Origin of the sequence: Pseudomonas nitroreducens (assembly GCF_014204515.1) — a bacterium.
GTDB lineage: Bacteria > Pseudomonadota > Gammaproteobacteria > Pseudomonadales > Pseudomonadaceae > Pseudomonas > Pseudomonas nitritireducens_A.
Genome location: NZ_JACHLI010000015.1, coordinates 66,507 through 83,294, shown reverse-complemented (window position 1 = coordinate 83,294; position 16,788 = coordinate 66,507). Strand labels below are relative to the sequence as shown.

Sequence of the window (16,788 nt, the reverse complement as noted above, 5' to 3'; positions counted from 1 at the left end):
GCCCATGGTCGTCACGGGCGCTTATGCGCCGGTGTCGAGCTTTGACCTGCCGTTCTCCATCGATACCGTGCGGCAACCGCAGCTCAGCGATGGCCAGCTGGGCGTCAATGTCTCCGAAGTGCTGCAGCGGGTGCCCGGCCTGGTGGTGCAGAACCGCCAGAACTACGCCCAGGACCTGCAGATTTCCTCCCGCGGCTACGGCGCGCGCTCGCCCTTCGGCATCCGCGGGCTGAAGCTGCTCAGCGATGACATCCCGGCCAGCACGCCGGATGGCCAGGGCCAGGCGGCGACGCTGAACCTGGATGTCGCGGATCGCATCGAGGTGCTGCGTGGCCCGGCCTCGACGCTCTATGGCAGCAACAGTGGCGGGGTGATCCAGATGTTCTCCCGTGACGGCTACGGCCCGCCCACGATCGGCGCCGAAACCACTTTTGGCAGCGACGGCTTCAACAAGAACCACCTGTATGCCGAAGGCGGCACCGAGCAGGCCGGCTTCCTCCTCGACGCCTCGCGGCTGGACACCGACGGCTACCGCGACCACAGCGCCGCGCGCCGCGACCAGACCTTCGCCAAGCTCAACTTCAAGCCCGACGAAGACAGCCGGATGGCGCTGATCTACAGCAGCCTGGAACAGAACAACACGCAGGACCCGCTGGGCCAGACCTGGGACGCCTACCAGCACGATCCGCGTTCCGTCGCCCCGGCTGCCGAGCTGTACAACACGCGCAAGAGCATCGACCACCAGCAACTGGGCATGAACTACGAGCGCTACTTCGGCGACGCGACCCTGCAGTTCAATCTCTACGCCGGCCAGCGCAGCGTGGTGCAGTACCTGTCGATCCTCAAGCGCATTGCCTCGAACGCCGAGCGCGGCGGTGGCGTGGTCGACTTCGACCGCGAGTTCCACGGCGGCACCTTGCGCTGGATCCAGCCGGTGCAGGGCGTGCCGGGCGAGCTGACCGTCACCACCGGGGTCGACTACGACCGCAGCGAGGATGACCGCAAGGGCTTCCAGAACTTCAGCGGCGACCAGCTCGGTGTGAAGGGCGAGCTACGGCGCAACGAGAACGACATCGCCACCAGCCTCGACCCCTACGTGCAGGCGCGCTGGGAGCTGGGCAACTGGACCTTCGATGCCGGCCTGCGCCACAGCACCATGAAGATGGAAGTGGACGACCACTACCTGAGCAACGGCGACTCCAGCGGCTCGAAGAAGTACCAGCAGAACAACCCGTCGCTCTCGGTGATGTATGCCTTCACTCCCGAGCTGCACGGCTACATCAGCGCCGGCAAGGGCTTCGAGACCCCGACCCAGGCCGAGATGGCCTACGCGCCGGGCCTGGCGGAAAGCTTCAACTTCGGCCTCGACCCGGCCACCAGCACCCAGTACGAGATCGGCCTGAAGGCCAAGGTCGCCGGCAGCACGCGCATCAACGCGGCGATCTTCGAAATCCGCACCGACGACGAGATCGTCGTCGCCAGTTCCACCGACGGCCGCACCAGCTACCAGAATGCCGGCAGGACCCTGCGCCGCGGCTTCGAGCTGGGCATGCAGAGTGACCTGTCCGAGCAGTGGCAGGCCAACCTGGCCTACACCCGCCTGGATGCCACCTACGACGAGGACTTCGTCGAGAGCGGCAGCACCATCGAGAAGGGCAACCACCTGCCCGGCGTGCCCGGCAGCAGCCTGTTCGGCGAGCTGGTGTGGAAGCCGCAGGACGGCATCAGCATGGGCTTCGAAGGTCAGTACCGCAGCAAGGTCTACGTCGAGGACAGCAACGAAGACAAGCCGGCGCCCAGCTATGCAGTGTTCAACTGGCGCACCCGCTTCGAGCAGCACGTCGGCCCCTGGACCTTCCACCAGTTGGTGCGCCTGGACAACCTGCTGGACCGCCAGTACGTCGGCTCGGTGATAGTCGGCGACAGCAATGGCCGCTACTACGAGGCGGCACCGGGGCGTTCGTGGTACGCCGGGGCGGGGCTGGAGTACCGGTTCGACTGAGAGTCCCGACCGAGGCTTTGCGTAGGGCGCATAACGCGACAGCGTTATCCGCCGCAAGCCGGTCGGCGGATAACCTGTTCCAGGTTATGCGCCCTACGGTTCTGGAGTACCGGTTCGAGTGATGGTGCCGCGCGGGTTCGCGAGCAAGCTCGCTCCTACAAGGGCAGCGCGAGCTCTGTAGGAGCGAGCTTGCTCGCGAACCCGCATTCTTCGATGCCCGATCATCGTCATCAGGGCGCCACAACGGCACCGAATCCTCTATCCTCGCGTGCTTTGCATCGAGTGGAACGAAATCGTGATGGGCAGATGGGCAATCGGAGCACTGTTGATGTGCGTGGCGGGCTGGGCTTCGGCGGCTGATCCGCTGTTCGGCAAGTACAACCACGGCGCGGCGCTCAAGGGCATCGGTGAAAAGCAGGGCTTCGCGCCGTGCCTGGTATCCACCGGCGTCACCGCGCGCTGCAAGGAAAACGTCGAGTACGCCGGCGGGCGCTTCCGCCTCGCGCTGACCTTCGAGAAGCAGAAGCTCGAAGATGCGGCGCTCTACGGCGAATACAGCGACGCCGCGTACCGGCGCGTGCTGCAGCAGGTGGCGAAGGGTTACATGCTGGTGGCGATCGCCGACGACAAGAACGTCGTCGACGTCCTGGCCCACACCCTGAACCCCAACCGCTCTGCGGAAGACGCCAAGGCCATCGGCGATTTCGAGACCCACGCGCTGCGCAGCGGCAATATCACCTACCGCCTCTACGAACAGCTCGACCAGTACGTCAAGCCCGGCCTGAGCGCCAAGCAGGTGCTGGCCTCGCTGCCGACGAACATCCGCGTGGCCGAGGTCACGGTCAAGCGCGAGCAGAGCGGCAGCCTGCTGATCGTCAAGTTCGCCCGGCCGGGCCTGGATGCGAAGAAGAGCAAGCGCTGAGTCGCGCCCCGCGCGCCTGGGCTGTTGTTCAGCCGCTGGCGCGCGAACGCGCCGGCCGACGGCGCGGTGACGGTTCGGGTAGCGGGTGTATCTCGGCGACGACCGAGCGATCCCGGCCGCTGAAGGCGTCCTTCACCGCGCAGTGTCCGGTCAGGCCACGCTTGACCACCAGGACTGCCGCGGCCACTTCCAGCCAGCCGGAGACGCCGCCACGGCGAATCCCCTTGCCGACGCCGGCCAGGCCGATCGCCACGGAAAGCGCGCGTTCCCATCCACCGAGATTCTGTCCATTCATGTCCAGGGCCTCCTGTTCAGCGGGGACATGGCGGTACGGACAATCCCGCACCGCTCAGCTATTGGGAGCGGCGTGGGGCGCCCAGGTTCCGTCGAAGCTATCAACGGCGTGCAGTCAACGGTGCGCAGTTCGCGTAGGCCGGCGCCCGCAGTGTGGCGCTCCATCGGCTTGCGGGTCAGGGCTGCCAGCGCGCGGCGCTGATGTCCACGGCGCGGGGCAGGATGCGTTCGGCGAGGAACAGGTCGGCGGTGCGCTGCTGGGCGGCGATGTCGGCGTCGCTGACGGCTTGCACCGGTGAGGCCGGACGGTGCCTGAAGGTTTCCTCGATCACCGCCGCAGATAGCCCGGTCACGCGCGCCATGATCGCCACGCTGCCGGCTTCGTCGCTGCGGGTCAGGGCTTCGGCCTGGTTCAACGTGTCCAGCACCTGGTGGATGAAGGCTGGATGGGCCCCCGCATACTCGCGGCTGGACAGGTAGAACGGCCCGCTCAGGCCGACCGCCGAACCATCCGCCAGCAAACGCGCATGGCCGTCCAGCAGCAATGCCGAGTACCACGGGTCCCAGATCGCCCAGGCATCCACGCGGCCGCTTTCGAAGGCGGCGCGGGCGTCGGCCGGGGTCAGGTACAGCGGCTGGATATCCTTCAGGCTCAGGCCTTCCTTCTGCAGCAGACGCAGCAGCAGGTTGTGCGAGCTGGAGCCCTTCTGGAAGGCCACGCGCTTGCCCTTGAGCTGGGCGACGCTGTGGATCGGGCTGTCCTTGGGTACGACGACGGTTTCCGCCTGCGGCTTGGGCGGCTCGACGCCGACGTAGAGCAGGTCGGCGCCGGCGGCCTGGGCGAAGATCGGCGGGATGTCGCCGGTGGAGCCCAGGTCCAGGCTGCCGACGTTCAGCGCTTCGAGCATCTGCGGCCCGGCGGGGAATTCGATCCACTGCACCTGCGTCTGCGGGAAGCGCTTCTCCAGCAGGCCGTGCTCCTTGGCCAGCACCAGGCTCACCGAGGCCTTCTGGTAGCCGATGCGCAGTTGCGCCGGGTCCTGCGCTTGCGCGGTGCCCGCCACGATCAACAGCAGACCGGCGAGCAGTCGATTGAGCAGATTCACCGGCTTACTCCTTCCAGTCGTGGGAGGGTTTCTCCCATAGGTTGATGCCGCCTTCCACCGCGTGGCGATCGATCTCCGCCAGCTCGTCGGCGCTGAAGACGAGGTTGTCCAGGGCGGCGACGTTCTCGACGATCTGTTCCGGCCGGCTCGCGCCGATCAGTGCGGAGGTCACCCGCGAATCACGCAGCACCCAGGCCAGCGCCAGTTGCGCCAGGCTCTGGCCACGACGCTGGGCGATTTCGTGCAGTGCGCGGGCGCGGCGCAGGTTGTCCTCGGACAGGTGCTCCGGCCGCAGCGAGGCACCGCCCGGCTGGTTGACCCGCGCATCGGCCGGCACGCCGTGCAGGTAGCGGTCGGTGAGCAGCCCCTGGGCCAGCGGGGTGAAGGCGATGACACCGGCGCCCAGTTCGTCGGTGGTAGCCAGCAGGTCCTTCTCCACCCAGCGGTTGAACAGGTTGTAGGCCGGCTGGTGGATCAGCAGCGGCACCTTCCATTCCTTCAGCAGCGCGGCCAGCTCGGCGGTCTTGCCGGCGGAGTAGGACGAAATGCCCACGTACAGCGCCTTGCCCTGCTGCACGGCGCTGGCCAGCGCGCCGGCGGTTTCCTCCAGCGGCGTGTGCGGGTCGAAGCGGTGCGAGTAGAAGATGTCCACGTAGTCCACGCCCAGGCGCTTGAGGCTCTGGTCGAGGCTGGAGAGCAGGTACTTGCGCGAGCTGCCGCCCTGGCCGTAGGGGCCGGGCCACATGTCCCAGCCGGCCTTGGTGGAGATCACCAGCTCGTCGCGGTAGGCGGCGAAGTCTTCGCGCAGCAGGCGGCCGAAGTTGATCTCGGCGCTGCCGTAGGGCGGGCCGTAGTTGTTGGCCAGGTCGAAGTGGTTGATGCCCAGGTCGAAGGCGGTGCGCAGCAGGGCGCGCTGGCGCTCCAGCGGCACGCTGTCGCCGAAGTTGTGCCACAGGCCCAGGGAGAGGGCGGGCAGCACCAGTCCGCTGCGGCCAACGCGGCGGTAGGGGACGCGCTGGTAGCGGTCGGGGTGGGCGAGGTAGGTCATGGGAGTTCCTTTGCAAACGAGCCGCTGTTGAAACGGGCCGCAGCGGATGCGGCCCGTGAGTCGTCAAAGTGTGTAGCGATTGGCCGGGCGCTTGAGCCCGAGGTGATCGCGCAGGGTGTGGCCGCTGTACTCGCGGCGGAACAGCCCGCGTCGCTGCAGTTCGGGCACGACGTGATTGGCCACGTCTTCCAGCCCGCCGGGCAGGTGCGGCACCAGCACGTTGAAGCCGTCGGCGGCGCCGCCCTCGAACCAGGCCTGCAGCTCGTCAGCGATCTGCGTCGGCGTGCCGATCAGGCTGTAGTGCCCGCGTCCGCCAGCGATGCGCCGGCCCAGCTGGGCGAGGGTGAGGTTCTCGCGCCCGGCCAGTTCGGTGAGCAGCAGCTGGCGACTGCGCTGGCCGCTGTCGGTGAGCGGCAGCTCGGGTAGCGGGCCGTCCAGCGGGTAGGCGGAGAGGTCGAAATTGCCGAGCATGCGCGACAGCAGCGCGACGCCCACCTGCGGCTCCACCAGCTCCTGGAACTCCTCGAATTTCTCCTGCGCCTCGGCCTGGCTCTGGCCGACCACCACGAACACGCCGGGCATGATGCGCAGGTCGTCCGCGCTGCGGCCGAAGCTTGGCAGGCGACCTTTCAGGTCGTTGTAGAAGTCGCGTGCGGCGGCCAGGGAGGTCTGCGCGGTGAACACCACTTCGGCCGTCTGCGCGGCCAGTTCGCGACCGGTTTCGGAGCTGCCGGCCTGGACGATGACTGGGCGGCCCTGGGGCGAGCGCGCCACGTTCAGTGGGCCCTGCACACGGAAGTGCTCGCCCTCGTGGTGCAGCACATGCAGCTTGGCCGGGTCGTAGTACTGGCCGCTGATCTTGTCGCGGGTGAAGGCGTCGTCTTCCCAGCTGTCCCACAGGCCGGTCACCACTTCATGGAATTCCCGTGCGCGGGCATAGCGCTCGGCGTGGCCGAAGTGCTCCTGGCGGTTGAAGTTCAGCGCTTCGGCGGCGGCGTCGGAGGTCACCAGGTTCCAGCCGGCACGGCCTGCGGAAAGGTGATCGAGGGAGGCGAACTTGCGCGCCACGTGGTACGGCTCGTTGTAACTGGTGGTCACCGTACCGATCAGGCCGATGCGCTCGGTCACCGCTGCCAGTGCCGAGAGCAGGGTCAGCGGCTCGAAGTGGTCGGAGCGCGCCATGCGGCTGGCGATCTCGCTCGTGGGCGCGGCAACGCTGTCGGCGACGAAGACGGCGTCGAACTTGGCCGCTTCGGCCACCTGCGCCAGGCGTTTGTACAGCCGGAAATCCAGGCCGCCGTCGGCCGGTACCTCCGGGTGGCGCCACGCCGAGACGTGGTGCCCGGTAGCCATGAGGAAGGCGCCAAGGGAAAGGGTGCGTGTCATGTCGGTTTTCCTGTGTGTCCGTCGGGTTGGACGCAAGGCGGCGTGGGTGTTGTTGTCGGCGGCGCCGGGGCGAGCCGGCGCCGCGTGTGGCTGGGTAAAAAGGCTCAGAAGTCCTTGCGCAGCTCGACGCCGAAGTAGCGGCCATCGTCGCGCGGCACCATGCGGTAGATGTAGCTGCCGCCGCTGGCCAGCAGGGGCGAATAGGACTTGTCGGTGAGGTTCTTGCCCAACAGGGCGACGCGCCAGCCGTCGTTGTAGTCGGCCAGGGCGATGCTGGCGTTCCACAGGCCGTAGGCGCCCTGGATGGTGTCGGGGTTCTGGCTGAGGTCGTACTGCACCTTGTCCTGCCAGCTGTAGTCGGTGGCCAGTTCGACATCCAGGCCGTTGTCCAGCGGGATGCTGTAGTCGGCGCGTACGTAGCTCTTCCAGTCCGGCGTGAAGGGCAGCGGCTTGCCGTCGACGTTGCAACTGGACGCAGCGCCCGCCGGGCAGGCGAAGCTGTCGACCCGTGCCTTGGTGTAGGCAACGGCGCCGGAGAATTTCAGCTGGCGGGTGGCCTGGTAGCTGAAGTCCAGCTCGGCGCCCTCGGTCTTGACCTTGCCGGCGTTGATCAGGCGGGTCACCACCTGACCGGCGACGGTGTCGTAGAAGTTCGCCTGGTAGTTGTCATAGACGGTGTGGAACACCGCGAGGTTGGCGCTCAGGCGGTTGTCCAGCGCGGTGGCCTTGAGGCCCGCTTCCCAGGAGTTGGAGGTCTCCGGCTTGAGCGCCTCGGTGTCGCGCGGCTGCATGTTGAAGAACACGTTGTACGCCGGACCCTTGTAGCCGCGCGAGTAGGTGAGGTAGCTGGTGAGCTGCTCGTTGAGGTCGTACTGCAGGCCGAGGCGGCCGGACCAGCCGTCCTCGTCGGTGGAGCCGGAGCTGGAGGTGGACGGCTGGATGCCGGTCACTGCGGTGGCCGAGGTGGAACGGCGGCGGTGGTCGTACTCCAGGTCGTCGTGGGTGTAGCGCAGGCCGGCGATGCCACGGAAGTCGTCGGTGAAATTCAGCGTGCTCTCGCCGAACACCGCGTAGGTGTCGCTGCGTGTGCTGTAGTCGGCCACGCCGGTGTTCTGCGCGGTGGTGGAGGTCACGACGCGGCGGTAGGTCTCGTCGTCCACGGCGTGCATGTAGTAAAGGCCGCCGACGTATTCGAGGAACTCGCCCCTGGGCGAGGCCAGGCGCAGCTCCTGGGAGTACTGGTCGTAGTTCAGCTCGCCCTTGTCGTGGGAGCTGGGGAGGCTCGCGGTGACCTGCGAAAGGCGGTCGCCATCCTGCCACTGGGTGTTGTCCCAGCCGCGCCAGGCGCTGATGGAGGTCAGGGTGTAGTCGCCCAGGTTCCAGTCCAGCTGCGCCGACAGGCCCTTGTTGGTGTCGTCGACGTGGGTGCGGTAGTCGCTGTTGATCTTGCGGTTGTCGCTGTCCGGCGTCACCGGGCGCAGGGCGTTGGCGAAGGCCGCGCTGGAGGTGCTGGTGATGACGCCGCTGGGGCCGTCGTCGTTGCCCTTCATGTAGTCGGCGATCAGGGTGACCTTGAGGTCGTCGTTGGGGGTGATCTCGAACTTGGTGCGCGCGCCCGCGCGGTTGTAGCCGTTCACCTCGTGGCCGTTGTAGACGTTGTCCACGTTGCCATCGTAACTGCCCACCAGGGTGGTGACGCTGGCCTTGAGCTTGCCGGGGATCAGCGTGCCGCCGATGCCGAAGCGGGTGCGGTTCTCGTTGCCGCCGCCGAAGTGCGAATAGTCGATGTAGCCGGTGGTTTCGTCCGGCACTGCTCGGGTGACCACGTTGAGCACGCCGGCCGAGGCGTTCTTGCCGAACAGCGTGCCCTGCGGGCCGCGCAGCACTTCGATGCGCTCGACGTCGAGCAGGTCCAGGGTGGCCTGGCCGGGACGGCCGAGTACCACGCCATCGATCACCGTCGATACGCTGGGCTCGACGCCGGGGGAGGTGGAGATGGTGCCCACGCCGCGGACGAACAGCGAAGTGTCCTTGTTCGAGGCGCCGGTGCGGAAGTTCAGGGTCGGCACCTGCTGGACGATGCTCGACACGTTGTTGCGGTTGTCGCGTTCCAGCTGCTCGCCGTCCACCACCGAGACGGCCACCGGCACCTTCTGCAGCGATTCCTCGCGGCGGGTGGCGGTGACGGTCACGGCCTTGAGGGTGGGCGCCGAATCGGCGGACTGGCTGGTGCCAGCGGTGGTCTCGGCGGCCTGCGCGCTGCAGGCCAGTGCGCCGATCACGCTGGCGATGCCCAGGGCCAGCGCGCTGCGCCGACCAGTGAATGACGGACGGCCGAGCGTCCCCCGTTGTTGCGATTGCATAGCCACTCCTTCGTGCCCTGGTCCGCCCTCGGTACTCTTTGCCGGGGCGCCTTTTCTCTACGGGATTGTCACGAGCGCTCGCTCGTGCGAGTGGCTGGTTCGGTACGGACAGTTTGTGTTGTTAGCGCTAACATCGACGAGTATCCTGAATCGCCAGATAGATCGTCAAATAATTAAAAATTACGTTTATATTCCTGAATAAGCAGATCGGAACCCAGGAGCAGGAGAGCCCCGTGGCCAACCAGACACCCCGCAAACGCCGTGGCGCAGGGCGCGTGACCTTGACAGCGGTCGCCGAGCGGGCGGGCGTTTCGGCTATCAGTGTGTCGCGCTTCTTCAACCAGCCGGCACAGCTGTCGGAGGATCTGCGCGAGCGTATCGGCGCGGCGGTGGAGGAGCTGGGCTACGTGCCCAACCAGGTGGCGGGCGGGCTGGCATCGGCGCGGGGCAGGGTAGTGGGGATGGTGGTGCCGAACATCTCCGGGCCGATCTTCGCCGATACCATCCAGGCCTTCAGCGACACCCTGGCTGCCCATGGTTACCAGTTGCTATTGGCCTCCAGCTATTTCTCCGAGGACAAGGAAGAAAGCGCCGTGCGCGCCTTCCTCGGCTGGAACCCGGCGGCGCTGGTGCTGACCAGCCACTTCCACACGGCTGCCACCGAAAAATTGATCGCGGGCGCAGATATGCCGGTGGTAGAGGTCTGGGACTACCAGCCCGAGCGCGCGCCGATCCAGGTGGGGTTCTCGCACTACCAGGTCGGCGTCGATGCCGTGCGTTATCTGCATGGCAAGGGCTACCGGCGCATCGCCTTCGTGCAGAACAGCGCGCCCGGCGACTTCAGCGCGCTGGACCGCCGCGACGGCTACGCCGACACCCTGCGCGAGCTGGGTGGCGAGCCGTGGATGTTCGTGCCCACCGAGATCGCGCCTTTCGAGGCAGGTCGCCAAGCCATGGAAGCGCTGATGGCGCGGGGAACGCAGCGGCCGGAGGCGATCATCTTCGCCAACGACAACCTCGCCGCCGGCGGACTGCTCGCCGGTCAGCGCGCCGGACTGAAGGTTCCCGCGGAGTGCGCGGTGCTGGGCTTTGGCGACTATCCGTTCGCGCCGATGCTGTTGCCGAGCCTGACCACCATCAAGCCTCCAGCCCGCGAGATCGGCGAGATCGCCGCGCTGCGGGTGTTGCAGGCCATTGGCGTGGCGCCTCTGGAAGGCGCCGTGGAGCGGCTGAACTTGCTCAGTTGCCGGGTGCTCGAACGCGAGAGCGCCTGACTTCCCTGTAGGAGCGAGCTTGCTCGCGAACCGCCTGGCACAGGTTCTGTTCGCGAGCAAGCTCGCTCCTACAAAGGCAGGGGAAGATCACTTCGCCAGCAGATCGATCACTTCCTGGTCGCTGAGTGGGTGAAAGTCTCGGTAATGATCGCCTACCGCGCGAAACGGCGTGGGCGTGTCCAGGCAGACCAGCGCGTCCACTTCCTCGCGCAGCTTCTCCACGGTTTCCGCCGGACCGATGGGGACGGCAAGGATCACCTTGTGCGGATGGTGCTCGCGCAGCGCCTTGAGCGCCGCGCGCACACTGCTGCCGGTGGCCAGGCCGTCGTCGACGACGATCAGGTCGCGATCCTCCAGCTTCGCCGGCGCCCTGGCGCCGCGGTACAGCACGCGCCGGCGCTCCAGTTCGCGAATCTGCTCCAGCACCTGCTGCTCGAACCACTCCGGCGGAGGGTCGAAGCGTTCGAGCATCTGCTCGTCCACCACCCAGTTGGGCTCGGGGCCATCGACGATGGCGCCCAGGGCGAGCTCCTCGTGGCCCGGCGCGCCGATCCTGCGCACCAGCAGCACGTCCAGCGGGGCGTTCAGGGCGCGGGCGATTTCCTTGGCCACCGGCACCCCGCCGCGGGGCAGGGCGAGGACCAGCGGGTCCTCCAGTGGCATGTCGCGCAGGGCCATGGCCAGTGCTACGCCAGCATGGCGGCGATTGGTGTATTGCACAGAGGGCATCTGAACCTCCTTTCGCGAGTCACAGCAGCTTGTCCAGGGTAAAGGGCCGCTCGCGGATGCGTTTCCCGCTTGCAGGTTAGACGGCCTTTGCGCCGATCGCGACCTGCCGGGAGCCATCGCATCGACCGGCTACGGCCGGGCCAGACGCGCGCGGGTCTGCCGTGGGCTGTGAGCCGCACCCCTATCGAAGGTTCAGGAAATGCGGCCGAGCGGTCGCCGGCGCATTCCGCCCACGTCCTTGGGTTGAACATCGGCACGCCACGTCACTCCTAGTGTTAAGTCCTCCCAGAAGAGACGCTGATGAATACCCACGTCACCCGGCTCGCCGCGCCTCGCGAGATATCCGCCCAGCGCACCGTCACCTGGCACCTGACGCTGTTCATCCTGATCCTGATCGGGGCGCTGGTGGTGAGCGGCGCGGTGATGGGACACATCGCCTCCCTGCAGGACCAGATGGCCCGCGAGCAGACCAGTTTCTACGCCGACAAGGCCCTGCAGAACCGCATCGCCGAGTCCGAGTCGCTGATCCGCACCTACGCCTTCTGGAACGACGCCTACCGCTACCTCAATGCGCCGCTGAACAGCGACTGGGCCTACCGCGAAGGCAATGTCGGGTCGCTGCTCTACAGCGATAACGGCTACGAAATGGTCTGCGTGCTCAACCAGGCGGGGGAGGAGTATGTGATGCGCGACGGCCAGCCGGTGCGCAGCCACTGCACCGGCGAGATGCCGGTGAACCTCGACGAGTTGCGCGATGCCGCCACCGTTGCAGCACGACACAGTGGCGCGGTAACGCGTTACGTGACCTTCGCCGACCAGCCGGCCATCGCCACCGCCGCGCTGGTCCGGCCGACCCGCGACAACCCGCCGCTGGACGGCCCGCTGATGATCTTCGTCGACCGCCTGACCCCCGCCAAACTGCAGAAGATGGCACGGGACTTCGGCCTCAGCGGCCTGCAGGTGCGCGCCGAAGACACCCGGATCAGCGATGGTAACGCCGTCGACCTGGGGGATTCCGGCTTCGAGATGACCTGGCGCACGCCCACCCCGGGCAGCGACATGCTGCGTCGGCTGGTGGGCGCCTGGGCTGCCGTGGTGGTGCTGGTATTCGTCTTCCTGGTCTGGCTGATCCGCGCCTCGCTGGCCAACGCGCGGGTGGTGGATCACTACCAGCGCAGCCTGAAGACCTCCAATCAGGCGCTGGAAACCAGCGAACAGCGCTTCAAGGCGGTGGCCGAGGCCAGCTCCGACTGGATCTGGGAGACCGACGACAATCATCGGCTGACCTACCTCTCGGCGCGCTTCGAATCCCTCACCGGTTATCGCATCGCCGACTGGCTGGGGCGGCGCATCGACGACCTGATCAGCTGCGACACCACCAGCCTGATCGCCTGGCTGGAGAAGATCCCCCAGGAAGGCCATTCCACCACCCTGACCTGCGGCTTCCGCGACGCCCACGGCCTGCGCCGCATCTGCAAGTTCACCGCCTCCGGCGCCGGCGGGCGCGGCTATCGTGGCACCAGTGCGGACATCACCCAGGAAGTCGAGGCCCACGCACGCATCCAGCACCTGTCGCTGCATGACGCCCTCACCGGGCTGCCCAACCGCACCAAGCTCGCCAGCTTCATGGACGACCTGCTGGGCAGCGCGCGCGAGCAGCAGATGGCCGTGCTGATGCTCGACCTCGACCGCTTCAAGCCGATCAACGACACCCTGGGCCACCCGGTCGGCGACGCCGTGCTGCAGATAGTCGCTGAGCGCCTGCGCGATTCGATCCGTGGCGAGGACCTGGTGGCGCGCCTGGGCGGCGACGAGTTCGTCATCGTCGACAGCCAGTCCCAGGGCCGCGAGGACGCCGAAGCTTTTTGCCGGCGCCTGGTGGGGCTGATCAACCAGCCCATCGAGTACAACGGCAACCTGCTCAACGTCGGCACCAGCATCGGCATCGTGCTGTCCGGCGATGCCAGCGGCGATGCGCAGAACCTGCTGCGCTGCGCCGACGTGGCCATGTACGAAGCCAAGACCGCCGGGCGCAACGCCTGGCGCTTCTACACCGACAGCATGGATCGCCAGCTGCTGGCGAAGAAGCAAAGCGAGACCGAATTGCGCAGCGCGCTGCGCCAGGGGCAGCTGGAACTGTACTACCAGCCACGTTACCGGGTCGGCGACCTGGCCATCGTCTCCGCCGAGGCGCTGCTGCGCTGGAACCATCCGACCCGCGGGCTGGTGGGGCCCAGCGAGTTCATCAAGCTGGCGGAGGAGAGCGACCTGATCGTCGATATCGGCGAATGGGTGCTGCGTGCAGCCTGCCGGGAGGCGGCGGGATGGCCGCAAAGCATGCTGGTATCGGTGAACATCTCGCCGACCCAGTTCGCCCACGCCGACATCGTCGGGCAAGTGAAACAGGCGCTGATGGAGTCCGGCCTGGCGGCGGAGCGGCTGGAGCTGGAGGTCACCGAGAACACCATGCTGCACGACGTCGAATGCGCGCTGCTGACCATGCAGGCGCTCAAGGACCTGGGCGTGAAGCTGAACATGGACGACTTCGGCACCGGTTACTCGTCCCTGGGCTACCTGCGTTCCTACCCATTCGACAGCATCAAGATCGACCGCCGCTTCGTCGCCACCCTCGACACCACCGGCCGCGATCGCTCCATCGTCCAGGCCATCATCGGCCTGGGCAAGGCGCTGAACCTGGCGGTCACCGCCGAGGGCGTGGAGACGGAAGGGCAGTTGCGCATCCTCGAAGACGAGCAGTGTGGCGAGGTGCAGGGTTTCCTGTTCAGCGAGGCGGTGGATCGGGACCGCCTCGCGCGGCTGATCGAGCAGGCGGGGAGCCCCTGGAAGCCTGCCTGACCGGCGGCCTGGGCAGATTCAGGCGTTACGCGGACAAAAAGAAGGCCCCGTCGGATAGGGGCCAGGGGAAAACAGGAACACCCTCACCCTAACAGCCTGAGGATTTCTGCCAAGCAACTTGTCGGACTAGGCCGCTTCGCCTGATGGCATATGAAGTGATATATGAGCCGTCCTATAAAGAAAAAGGAATTTGCCTGCAGCTATAAGCGAGAAGGTCATTGAGTATCTCCTGCTCTTCATCAGCTTATGCGGGAGACTTCCCATGCAAATCCATCAAGGCAAGTGCAAGGTCGGTGATGTTCTGTCCCTCAATATCCTCCAGGGCGAGGCAGGCCAGCGCACGATGCAGCTCTTGCTGACCCAGGGTATCGAAGTCGAAGTGAAGGCCGTTGCAGAGAGCGAGGTCACGCTCGTCGTAAGGGCGCCAGGGGGCATGCTGATCGTCGAGGAGATTGCCGCCATCGCCTGAGTATCGGGCATCCTGCACCGCGGAAATCCGCCCTTCGGGCAATCTGCTCACAGTAATCTGCCAGCATCGCCTGAGCCGGCCGCTCTGCCACGGGCATGCAGTGCTGCCGCCCAGTGAGGCTTGAATCTTGCTGCTCTCCCGGCCTCAACACGGGAGATGGAAGACATGCAGACACTCAACAACAAGATGGTGCTGGTTCTCGAGGAAACACCCGAACAACTCCAGCGCCTGGAGCACCACCTGCTTGGCCAGGGACATGCTGTACTCAGCGCGCTGAGCGAAGAAGAGGCCATCGAACACCTGGTGTCATCGTCGGTGATCGATCTGTTCCTCATCGACGAGCAACTCACCGGCCCCTTGACCGGCGCCGCCCTGATCGAGGCCTGCCTGCCATTGCGCCCGCGTATGCGTGTGCTGGTGCTGTCGCCCTGGGCGGAGGCGGGGGAGGAGGACGCCCCGTATCCGATCCTGCCCAAGTCGGCCGATCTGGAGGAGCTGGACGGAGCGATCCAGCGCACGCTGATCAGCCCGCCGGTGCAGCCCTGGCTGCTCAACTGAGCGCCTACTGAACAGGAGACCGTCCCATGCATGCCTATCTGATCCGCTACCGCCGCGACGGACAGCCGATGAGCACCGTCCTGCTGCAGGAAAACCTCAGCCGGGCCCAGGCCCAGGCATTCGTCCGCGCCTTGCACGGCCCCGTGGGACGTGACTCGCGGGCCGATATACAGGTCAGCGAAGTGCTTTGCACCCTGTAGAAGCGGCTCAGCGGTCAACGGAAAACGGCGCCGATCACTCGGCGCCGTTCGTCCATGCAGCATTGGCTAGACGGGCTGTATTGGCTGAAAGGGCTGCGCCGATCCGCCGGTCAGTGGCTGCCGTGGCTGCGCTGGCCACCCTTGCGCCCCGCTGAGGAGGCGCGTGCCGGATCGTTCTTGAAGTTCCCGCTGCTGCGCTGACCTCCCTTTCTGCCTGCCTCGGCAGCACGTTGCGGGTCTTCTGCGAAATTACCTTTGCCACCTCTGTGTTCGGCCATGGTGATTTCCTCCGGATAGATTGAAGGGGTGAATGCCCTGCATTCCCTTCATCCGAAAGGCAGCATCCGGCGGTGTTCGACTAGTTTTCAGAACGATGGGGCATGCCGGATGAAAATTCCCGTTATATGGGAATCCCGCCCGCGCCTCAGATCACACGCTTGCGCAGTCGGGTAATCAGCTTCTGCCGCTGCTCGGCGTCGGCCTCCCAGACCTTGCCATCCAGCGCATGGCAGATCAGCCAGATTTCCTCGTTGTTGAGCATTACCGCGCCACCACCGGCTTCCGCCCGACGCTTGCGGTACGCAGCCTGCTTCTCGGCATTGCTCAGGGCGCCTTCCTTACGCGGACGCCCCTTTGCCGGTGCCTCGAAGGCATCCCGGGTAGCTCGGTCCTTGAGGTCTTTCATGATGACTCCTGACTGGTAACGCGTTACTGAAATGCAGTGCAGTCAATGGTAACGCGTTACCGTAATATCGCCTATGGTCGCGTGAAAGAATCGTCGCAAGCCAGGCACAGCAAGGCATTACGCCTGGAAACCGGCGCAGAGGAGGGCAGTACAGCACCCCCTTGGTACGCCTGTCGGGCAAGCGCGCGTCAGTCGTCGGGTAGCCACGCGTGGAGACCAAACAAGGACTATTCCTCCATAGCCCAATGGGCAGGAGGCAGAAATGGAAAGACTACGGAAGGTCCTGCTGGCCTCGGCGTTGAACGAGACCTGCGTCGTCCAAGTGCTCCGCGAAGCAGCCCTGGAAATCTCCTCGCCAGGCACCGCCACGGCATTGCTGGCAGCAGCGCACATCCTTGAAAACGACGCCGAGTTACTCCTGCATGCAGCCCATCGTATCGACCTGGCGCTGCATCACGCACCGGCTGGCGGCGGTGATCCGCTGGTGGTGATGGACTGAAGCGTTAGCGCGCGACTTGCGTGGACGATGGACAGGGACGCCTTGTGCACAGTAACGCGTTACCGTAAGCAAGCCGAGTTATTAGTAACGCGTTACGCGACCGATCACAGGCATCCACCGATTCCGAGCAATGCGCCGGGTAAAACCCGTGGCAGCGGCAACATTGCACTGCACGGAGCTCGCGTGGACCTGCGCGACGGAAACCTGTCAGACATGCACCGGAAGAAATCGAATCTAGCGCGGCGAGCTGTGGTGGATGAATTCGCTACAGATTGAAATGCCACGAAGGTTTGGCCAGAACCCATCCAGCGAAGATTCAGCAGCGGAAATCCAGCCATTGAGCCGTGAAATCCGCGACACTCGATCCTGGCTTCGTTATAGGTAACTTCGCATAATG

At 66.0% G+C, this 16,788-nt stretch carries 16 protein-coding genes; 8 read left to right on the top strand and 8 right to left on the bottom strand.

Annotated features, from left to right (window positions below; translation table 11 throughout):
* The first annotated feature begins 4 nt into the window (after nucleotides 1-4).
* Together HNP46_RS18825 and HNP46_RS18820 are read left to right on the top strand one after the other, a co-directional pair.
* Complete coding sequence (locus HNP46_RS18825) at nucleotides 5-2,002, top strand: TonB-dependent receptor family protein (protein ID WP_184591979.1); 1,998 nt, start codon at nucleotides 5-7, stop codon at nucleotides 2,000-2,002.
* Nucleotides 2,003-2,300: 298 nt separating this feature from the next.
* Entirely contained in the window at nucleotides 2,301-2,924 is a 624-nt protein-coding gene (locus tag HNP46_RS18820; protein ID WP_184591871.1) for a hypothetical protein, read from the top strand.
* Between the two features lie 28 nt (nucleotides 2,925-2,952).
* Here the strand turns inward: HNP46_RS18820 and HNP46_RS18815 are convergent, their stop codons facing one another.
* The 5 genes from HNP46_RS18815 to HNP46_RS18795 all read right to left on the bottom strand — a co-directional run bounded on the left by HNP46_RS18815 (nucleotide 2,953) and on the right by HNP46_RS18795 (nucleotide 9,121).
* Nucleotides 2,953-3,219, bottom strand: coding sequence for a YgaP family membrane protein (locus tag HNP46_RS18815; RefSeq protein ID WP_184591869.1), 267 nt, complete (start codon nucleotides 3,217-3,219; stop codon nucleotides 2,953-2,955).
* A 175-nt stretch (nucleotides 3,220-3,394) separates the two neighbouring features.
* Complete coding sequence (locus HNP46_RS18810; RefSeq protein WP_184591867.1) at nucleotides 3,395-4,324, bottom strand: sulfonate ABC transporter substrate-binding protein; 930 nt, start codon at nucleotides 4,322-4,324, stop codon at nucleotides 3,395-3,397.
* A 4-nt stretch (nucleotides 4,325-4,328) separates the two neighbouring features.
* The gene (gene mgrA, locus HNP46_RS18805) at nucleotides 4,329-5,372 is read right to left on the bottom strand and encodes an L-glyceraldehyde 3-phosphate reductase (RefSeq protein ID WP_184591865.1); all 1,044 of its coding nucleotides are present in this window, start codon (nucleotides 5,370-5,372) and stop codon (nucleotides 4,329-4,331) included.
* Between the two features lie 63 nt (nucleotides 5,373-5,435).
* Nucleotides 5,436-6,758, bottom strand: coding sequence for an LLM class flavin-dependent oxidoreductase (locus tag HNP46_RS18800; protein ID WP_184591863.1), 1,323 nt, complete (start codon nucleotides 6,756-6,758; stop codon nucleotides 5,436-5,438).
* 104 nt (nucleotides 6,759-6,862) lie between these two features.
* Nucleotides 6,863-9,121, bottom strand: a complete 2,259-nt coding sequence (locus HNP46_RS18795) for a TonB-dependent receptor (protein WP_184591861.1) — start codon at nucleotides 9,119-9,121, stop codon at nucleotides 6,863-6,865.
* Nucleotides 9,122-9,354: 233 nt separating this feature from the next.
* On the opposite strand from HNP46_RS18795, the gene HNP46_RS18790 reads away from it, so the two are divergent.
* Nucleotides 9,355-10,395: a LacI family DNA-binding transcriptional regulator gene (locus HNP46_RS18790; protein WP_184591859.1), complete on the top strand. Its 1,041-nt coding sequence runs from the start codon at nucleotides 9,355-9,357 to the stop codon at nucleotides 10,393-10,395.
* Nucleotides 10,396-10,482: 87 nt separating this feature from the next.
* Here HNP46_RS18790 and HNP46_RS18785 read toward each other — a convergent pair whose 3' ends face one another.
* Nucleotides 10,483-11,124 (bottom strand): phosphoribosyltransferase, encoded by a 642-nt coding sequence (locus HNP46_RS18785; protein WP_184591857.1) that lies wholly within the window; start codon nucleotides 11,122-11,124, stop codon nucleotides 10,483-10,485.
* Between the two features lie 300 nt (nucleotides 11,125-11,424).
* Here HNP46_RS18785 and HNP46_RS18780 point away from each other — a divergent pair, with 300 nt between their 5' ends.
* From HNP46_RS18780 to HNP46_RS18765, 4 genes are all read left to right on the top strand, one after another.
* Nucleotides 11,425-13,980, top strand: a complete 2,556-nt coding sequence (locus HNP46_RS18780) for a bifunctional diguanylate cyclase/phosphodiesterase (protein WP_184591855.1) — start codon at nucleotides 11,425-11,427, stop codon at nucleotides 13,978-13,980.
* Between the two features lie 262 nt (nucleotides 13,981-14,242).
* Nucleotides 14,243-14,449 (top strand): hypothetical protein, encoded by a 207-nt coding sequence (locus tag HNP46_RS18775; RefSeq protein ID WP_184591853.1) that lies wholly within the window; start codon nucleotides 14,243-14,245, stop codon nucleotides 14,447-14,449.
* Nucleotides 14,450-14,614: 165 nt separating this feature from the next.
* Complete coding sequence (locus HNP46_RS18770) at nucleotides 14,615-15,007, top strand: response regulator (RefSeq protein WP_184591851.1); 393 nt, start codon at nucleotides 14,615-14,617, stop codon at nucleotides 15,005-15,007.
* A 26-nt stretch (nucleotides 15,008-15,033) separates the two neighbouring features.
* Nucleotides 15,034-15,207 carry a hypothetical protein gene (locus HNP46_RS18765; protein WP_184591849.1) on the top strand — a complete coding sequence of 58 codons (174 nt, stop codon included), beginning with the start codon at nucleotides 15,034-15,036 and terminating at the stop codon, nucleotides 15,205-15,207.
* A gap of 110 nt (nucleotides 15,208-15,317) precedes the next feature.
* Here the strand turns inward: HNP46_RS18765 and HNP46_RS18760 are convergent, their stop codons facing one another.
* Together HNP46_RS18760 and HNP46_RS18755 are read right to left on the bottom strand one after the other, a co-directional pair.
* On the bottom strand, nucleotides 15,318-15,485 hold the full coding sequence (locus tag HNP46_RS18760) for a general stress protein (protein ID WP_184591847.1): 168 nt from the start codon (nucleotides 15,483-15,485) through the stop codon (nucleotides 15,318-15,320).
* A gap of 146 nt (nucleotides 15,486-15,631) precedes the next feature.
* The gene (locus HNP46_RS18755; RefSeq protein WP_184591845.1) at nucleotides 15,632-15,892 is read right to left on the bottom strand and encodes a hypothetical protein; all 261 of its coding nucleotides are present in this window, start codon (nucleotides 15,890-15,892) and stop codon (nucleotides 15,632-15,634) included.
* Nucleotides 15,893-16,154: 262 nt separating this feature from the next.
* On the opposite strand from HNP46_RS18755, the gene HNP46_RS18750 reads away from it, so the two are divergent.
* Nucleotides 16,155-16,391 carry a hypothetical protein gene (locus HNP46_RS18750; RefSeq protein WP_184591843.1) on the top strand — a complete coding sequence of 79 codons (237 nt, stop codon included), beginning with the start codon at nucleotides 16,155-16,157 and terminating at the stop codon, nucleotides 16,389-16,391.
* Nucleotides 16,392-16,788: the final 397 nt, after the last annotated feature.

Bases quoted from the DNA above. Each gene is read 5' to 3' on its own strand.
- HNP46_RS18820 (WP_184591871.1), top strand. From the start codon at position 2,301: ATGGGCAGATGGGCAATCGGAGCACTGTTGATGTGCGTGGCGGGCTGG.
- HNP46_RS18775 (WP_184591853.1), top strand. From the start codon at position 14,243: ATGCAAATCCATCAAGGCAAGTGCAAGGTCGGTGATGTTCTGTCCCTC.
- mgrA (WP_184591865.1), bottom strand. From the start codon at position 5,372: ATGACCTACCTCGCCCACCCCGACCGCTACCAGCGCGTCCCCTACCGC.
- HNP46_RS18770 (WP_184591851.1), top strand. From the start codon at position 14,615: ATGCAGACACTCAACAACAAGATGGTGCTGGTTCTCGAGGAAACACCC.
- HNP46_RS18780 (WP_184591855.1), top strand. From the start codon at position 11,425: ATGAATACCCACGTCACCCGGCTCGCCGCGCCTCGCGAGATATCCGCC.
- HNP46_RS18765 (WP_184591849.1), top strand. From the start codon at position 15,034: ATGCATGCCTATCTGATCCGCTACCGCCGCGACGGACAGCCGATGAGC.
- HNP46_RS18755 (WP_184591845.1), bottom strand. From the start codon at position 15,892: ATGAAAGACCTCAAGGACCGAGCTACCCGGGATGCCTTCGAGGCACCG.
- HNP46_RS18785 (WP_184591857.1), bottom strand. From the start codon at position 11,124: ATGCCCTCTGTGCAATACACCAATCGCCGCCATGCTGGCGTAGCACTG.
- HNP46_RS18800 (WP_184591863.1), bottom strand. From the start codon at position 6,758: ATGACACGCACCCTTTCCCTTGGCGCCTTCCTCATGGCTACCGGGCAC.
- HNP46_RS18750 (WP_184591843.1), top strand. From the start codon at position 16,155: ATGGAAAGACTACGGAAGGTCCTGCTGGCCTCGGCGTTGAACGAGACC.
- HNP46_RS18825 (WP_184591979.1), top strand. From the start codon at position 5: ATGGTCGTCACGGGCGCTTATGCGCCGGTGTCGAGCTTTGACCTGCCG.
- HNP46_RS18815 (WP_184591869.1), bottom strand. From the start codon at position 3,219: ATGAATGGACAGAATCTCGGTGGATGGGAACGCGCGCTTTCCGTGGCG.
- HNP46_RS18760 (WP_184591847.1), bottom strand. From the start codon at position 15,485: ATGGCCGAACACAGAGGTGGCAAAGGTAATTTCGCAGAAGACCCGCAA.
- HNP46_RS18795 (WP_184591861.1), bottom strand. From the start codon at position 9,121: ATGCAATCGCAACAACGGGGGACGCTCGGCCGTCCGTCATTCACTGGT.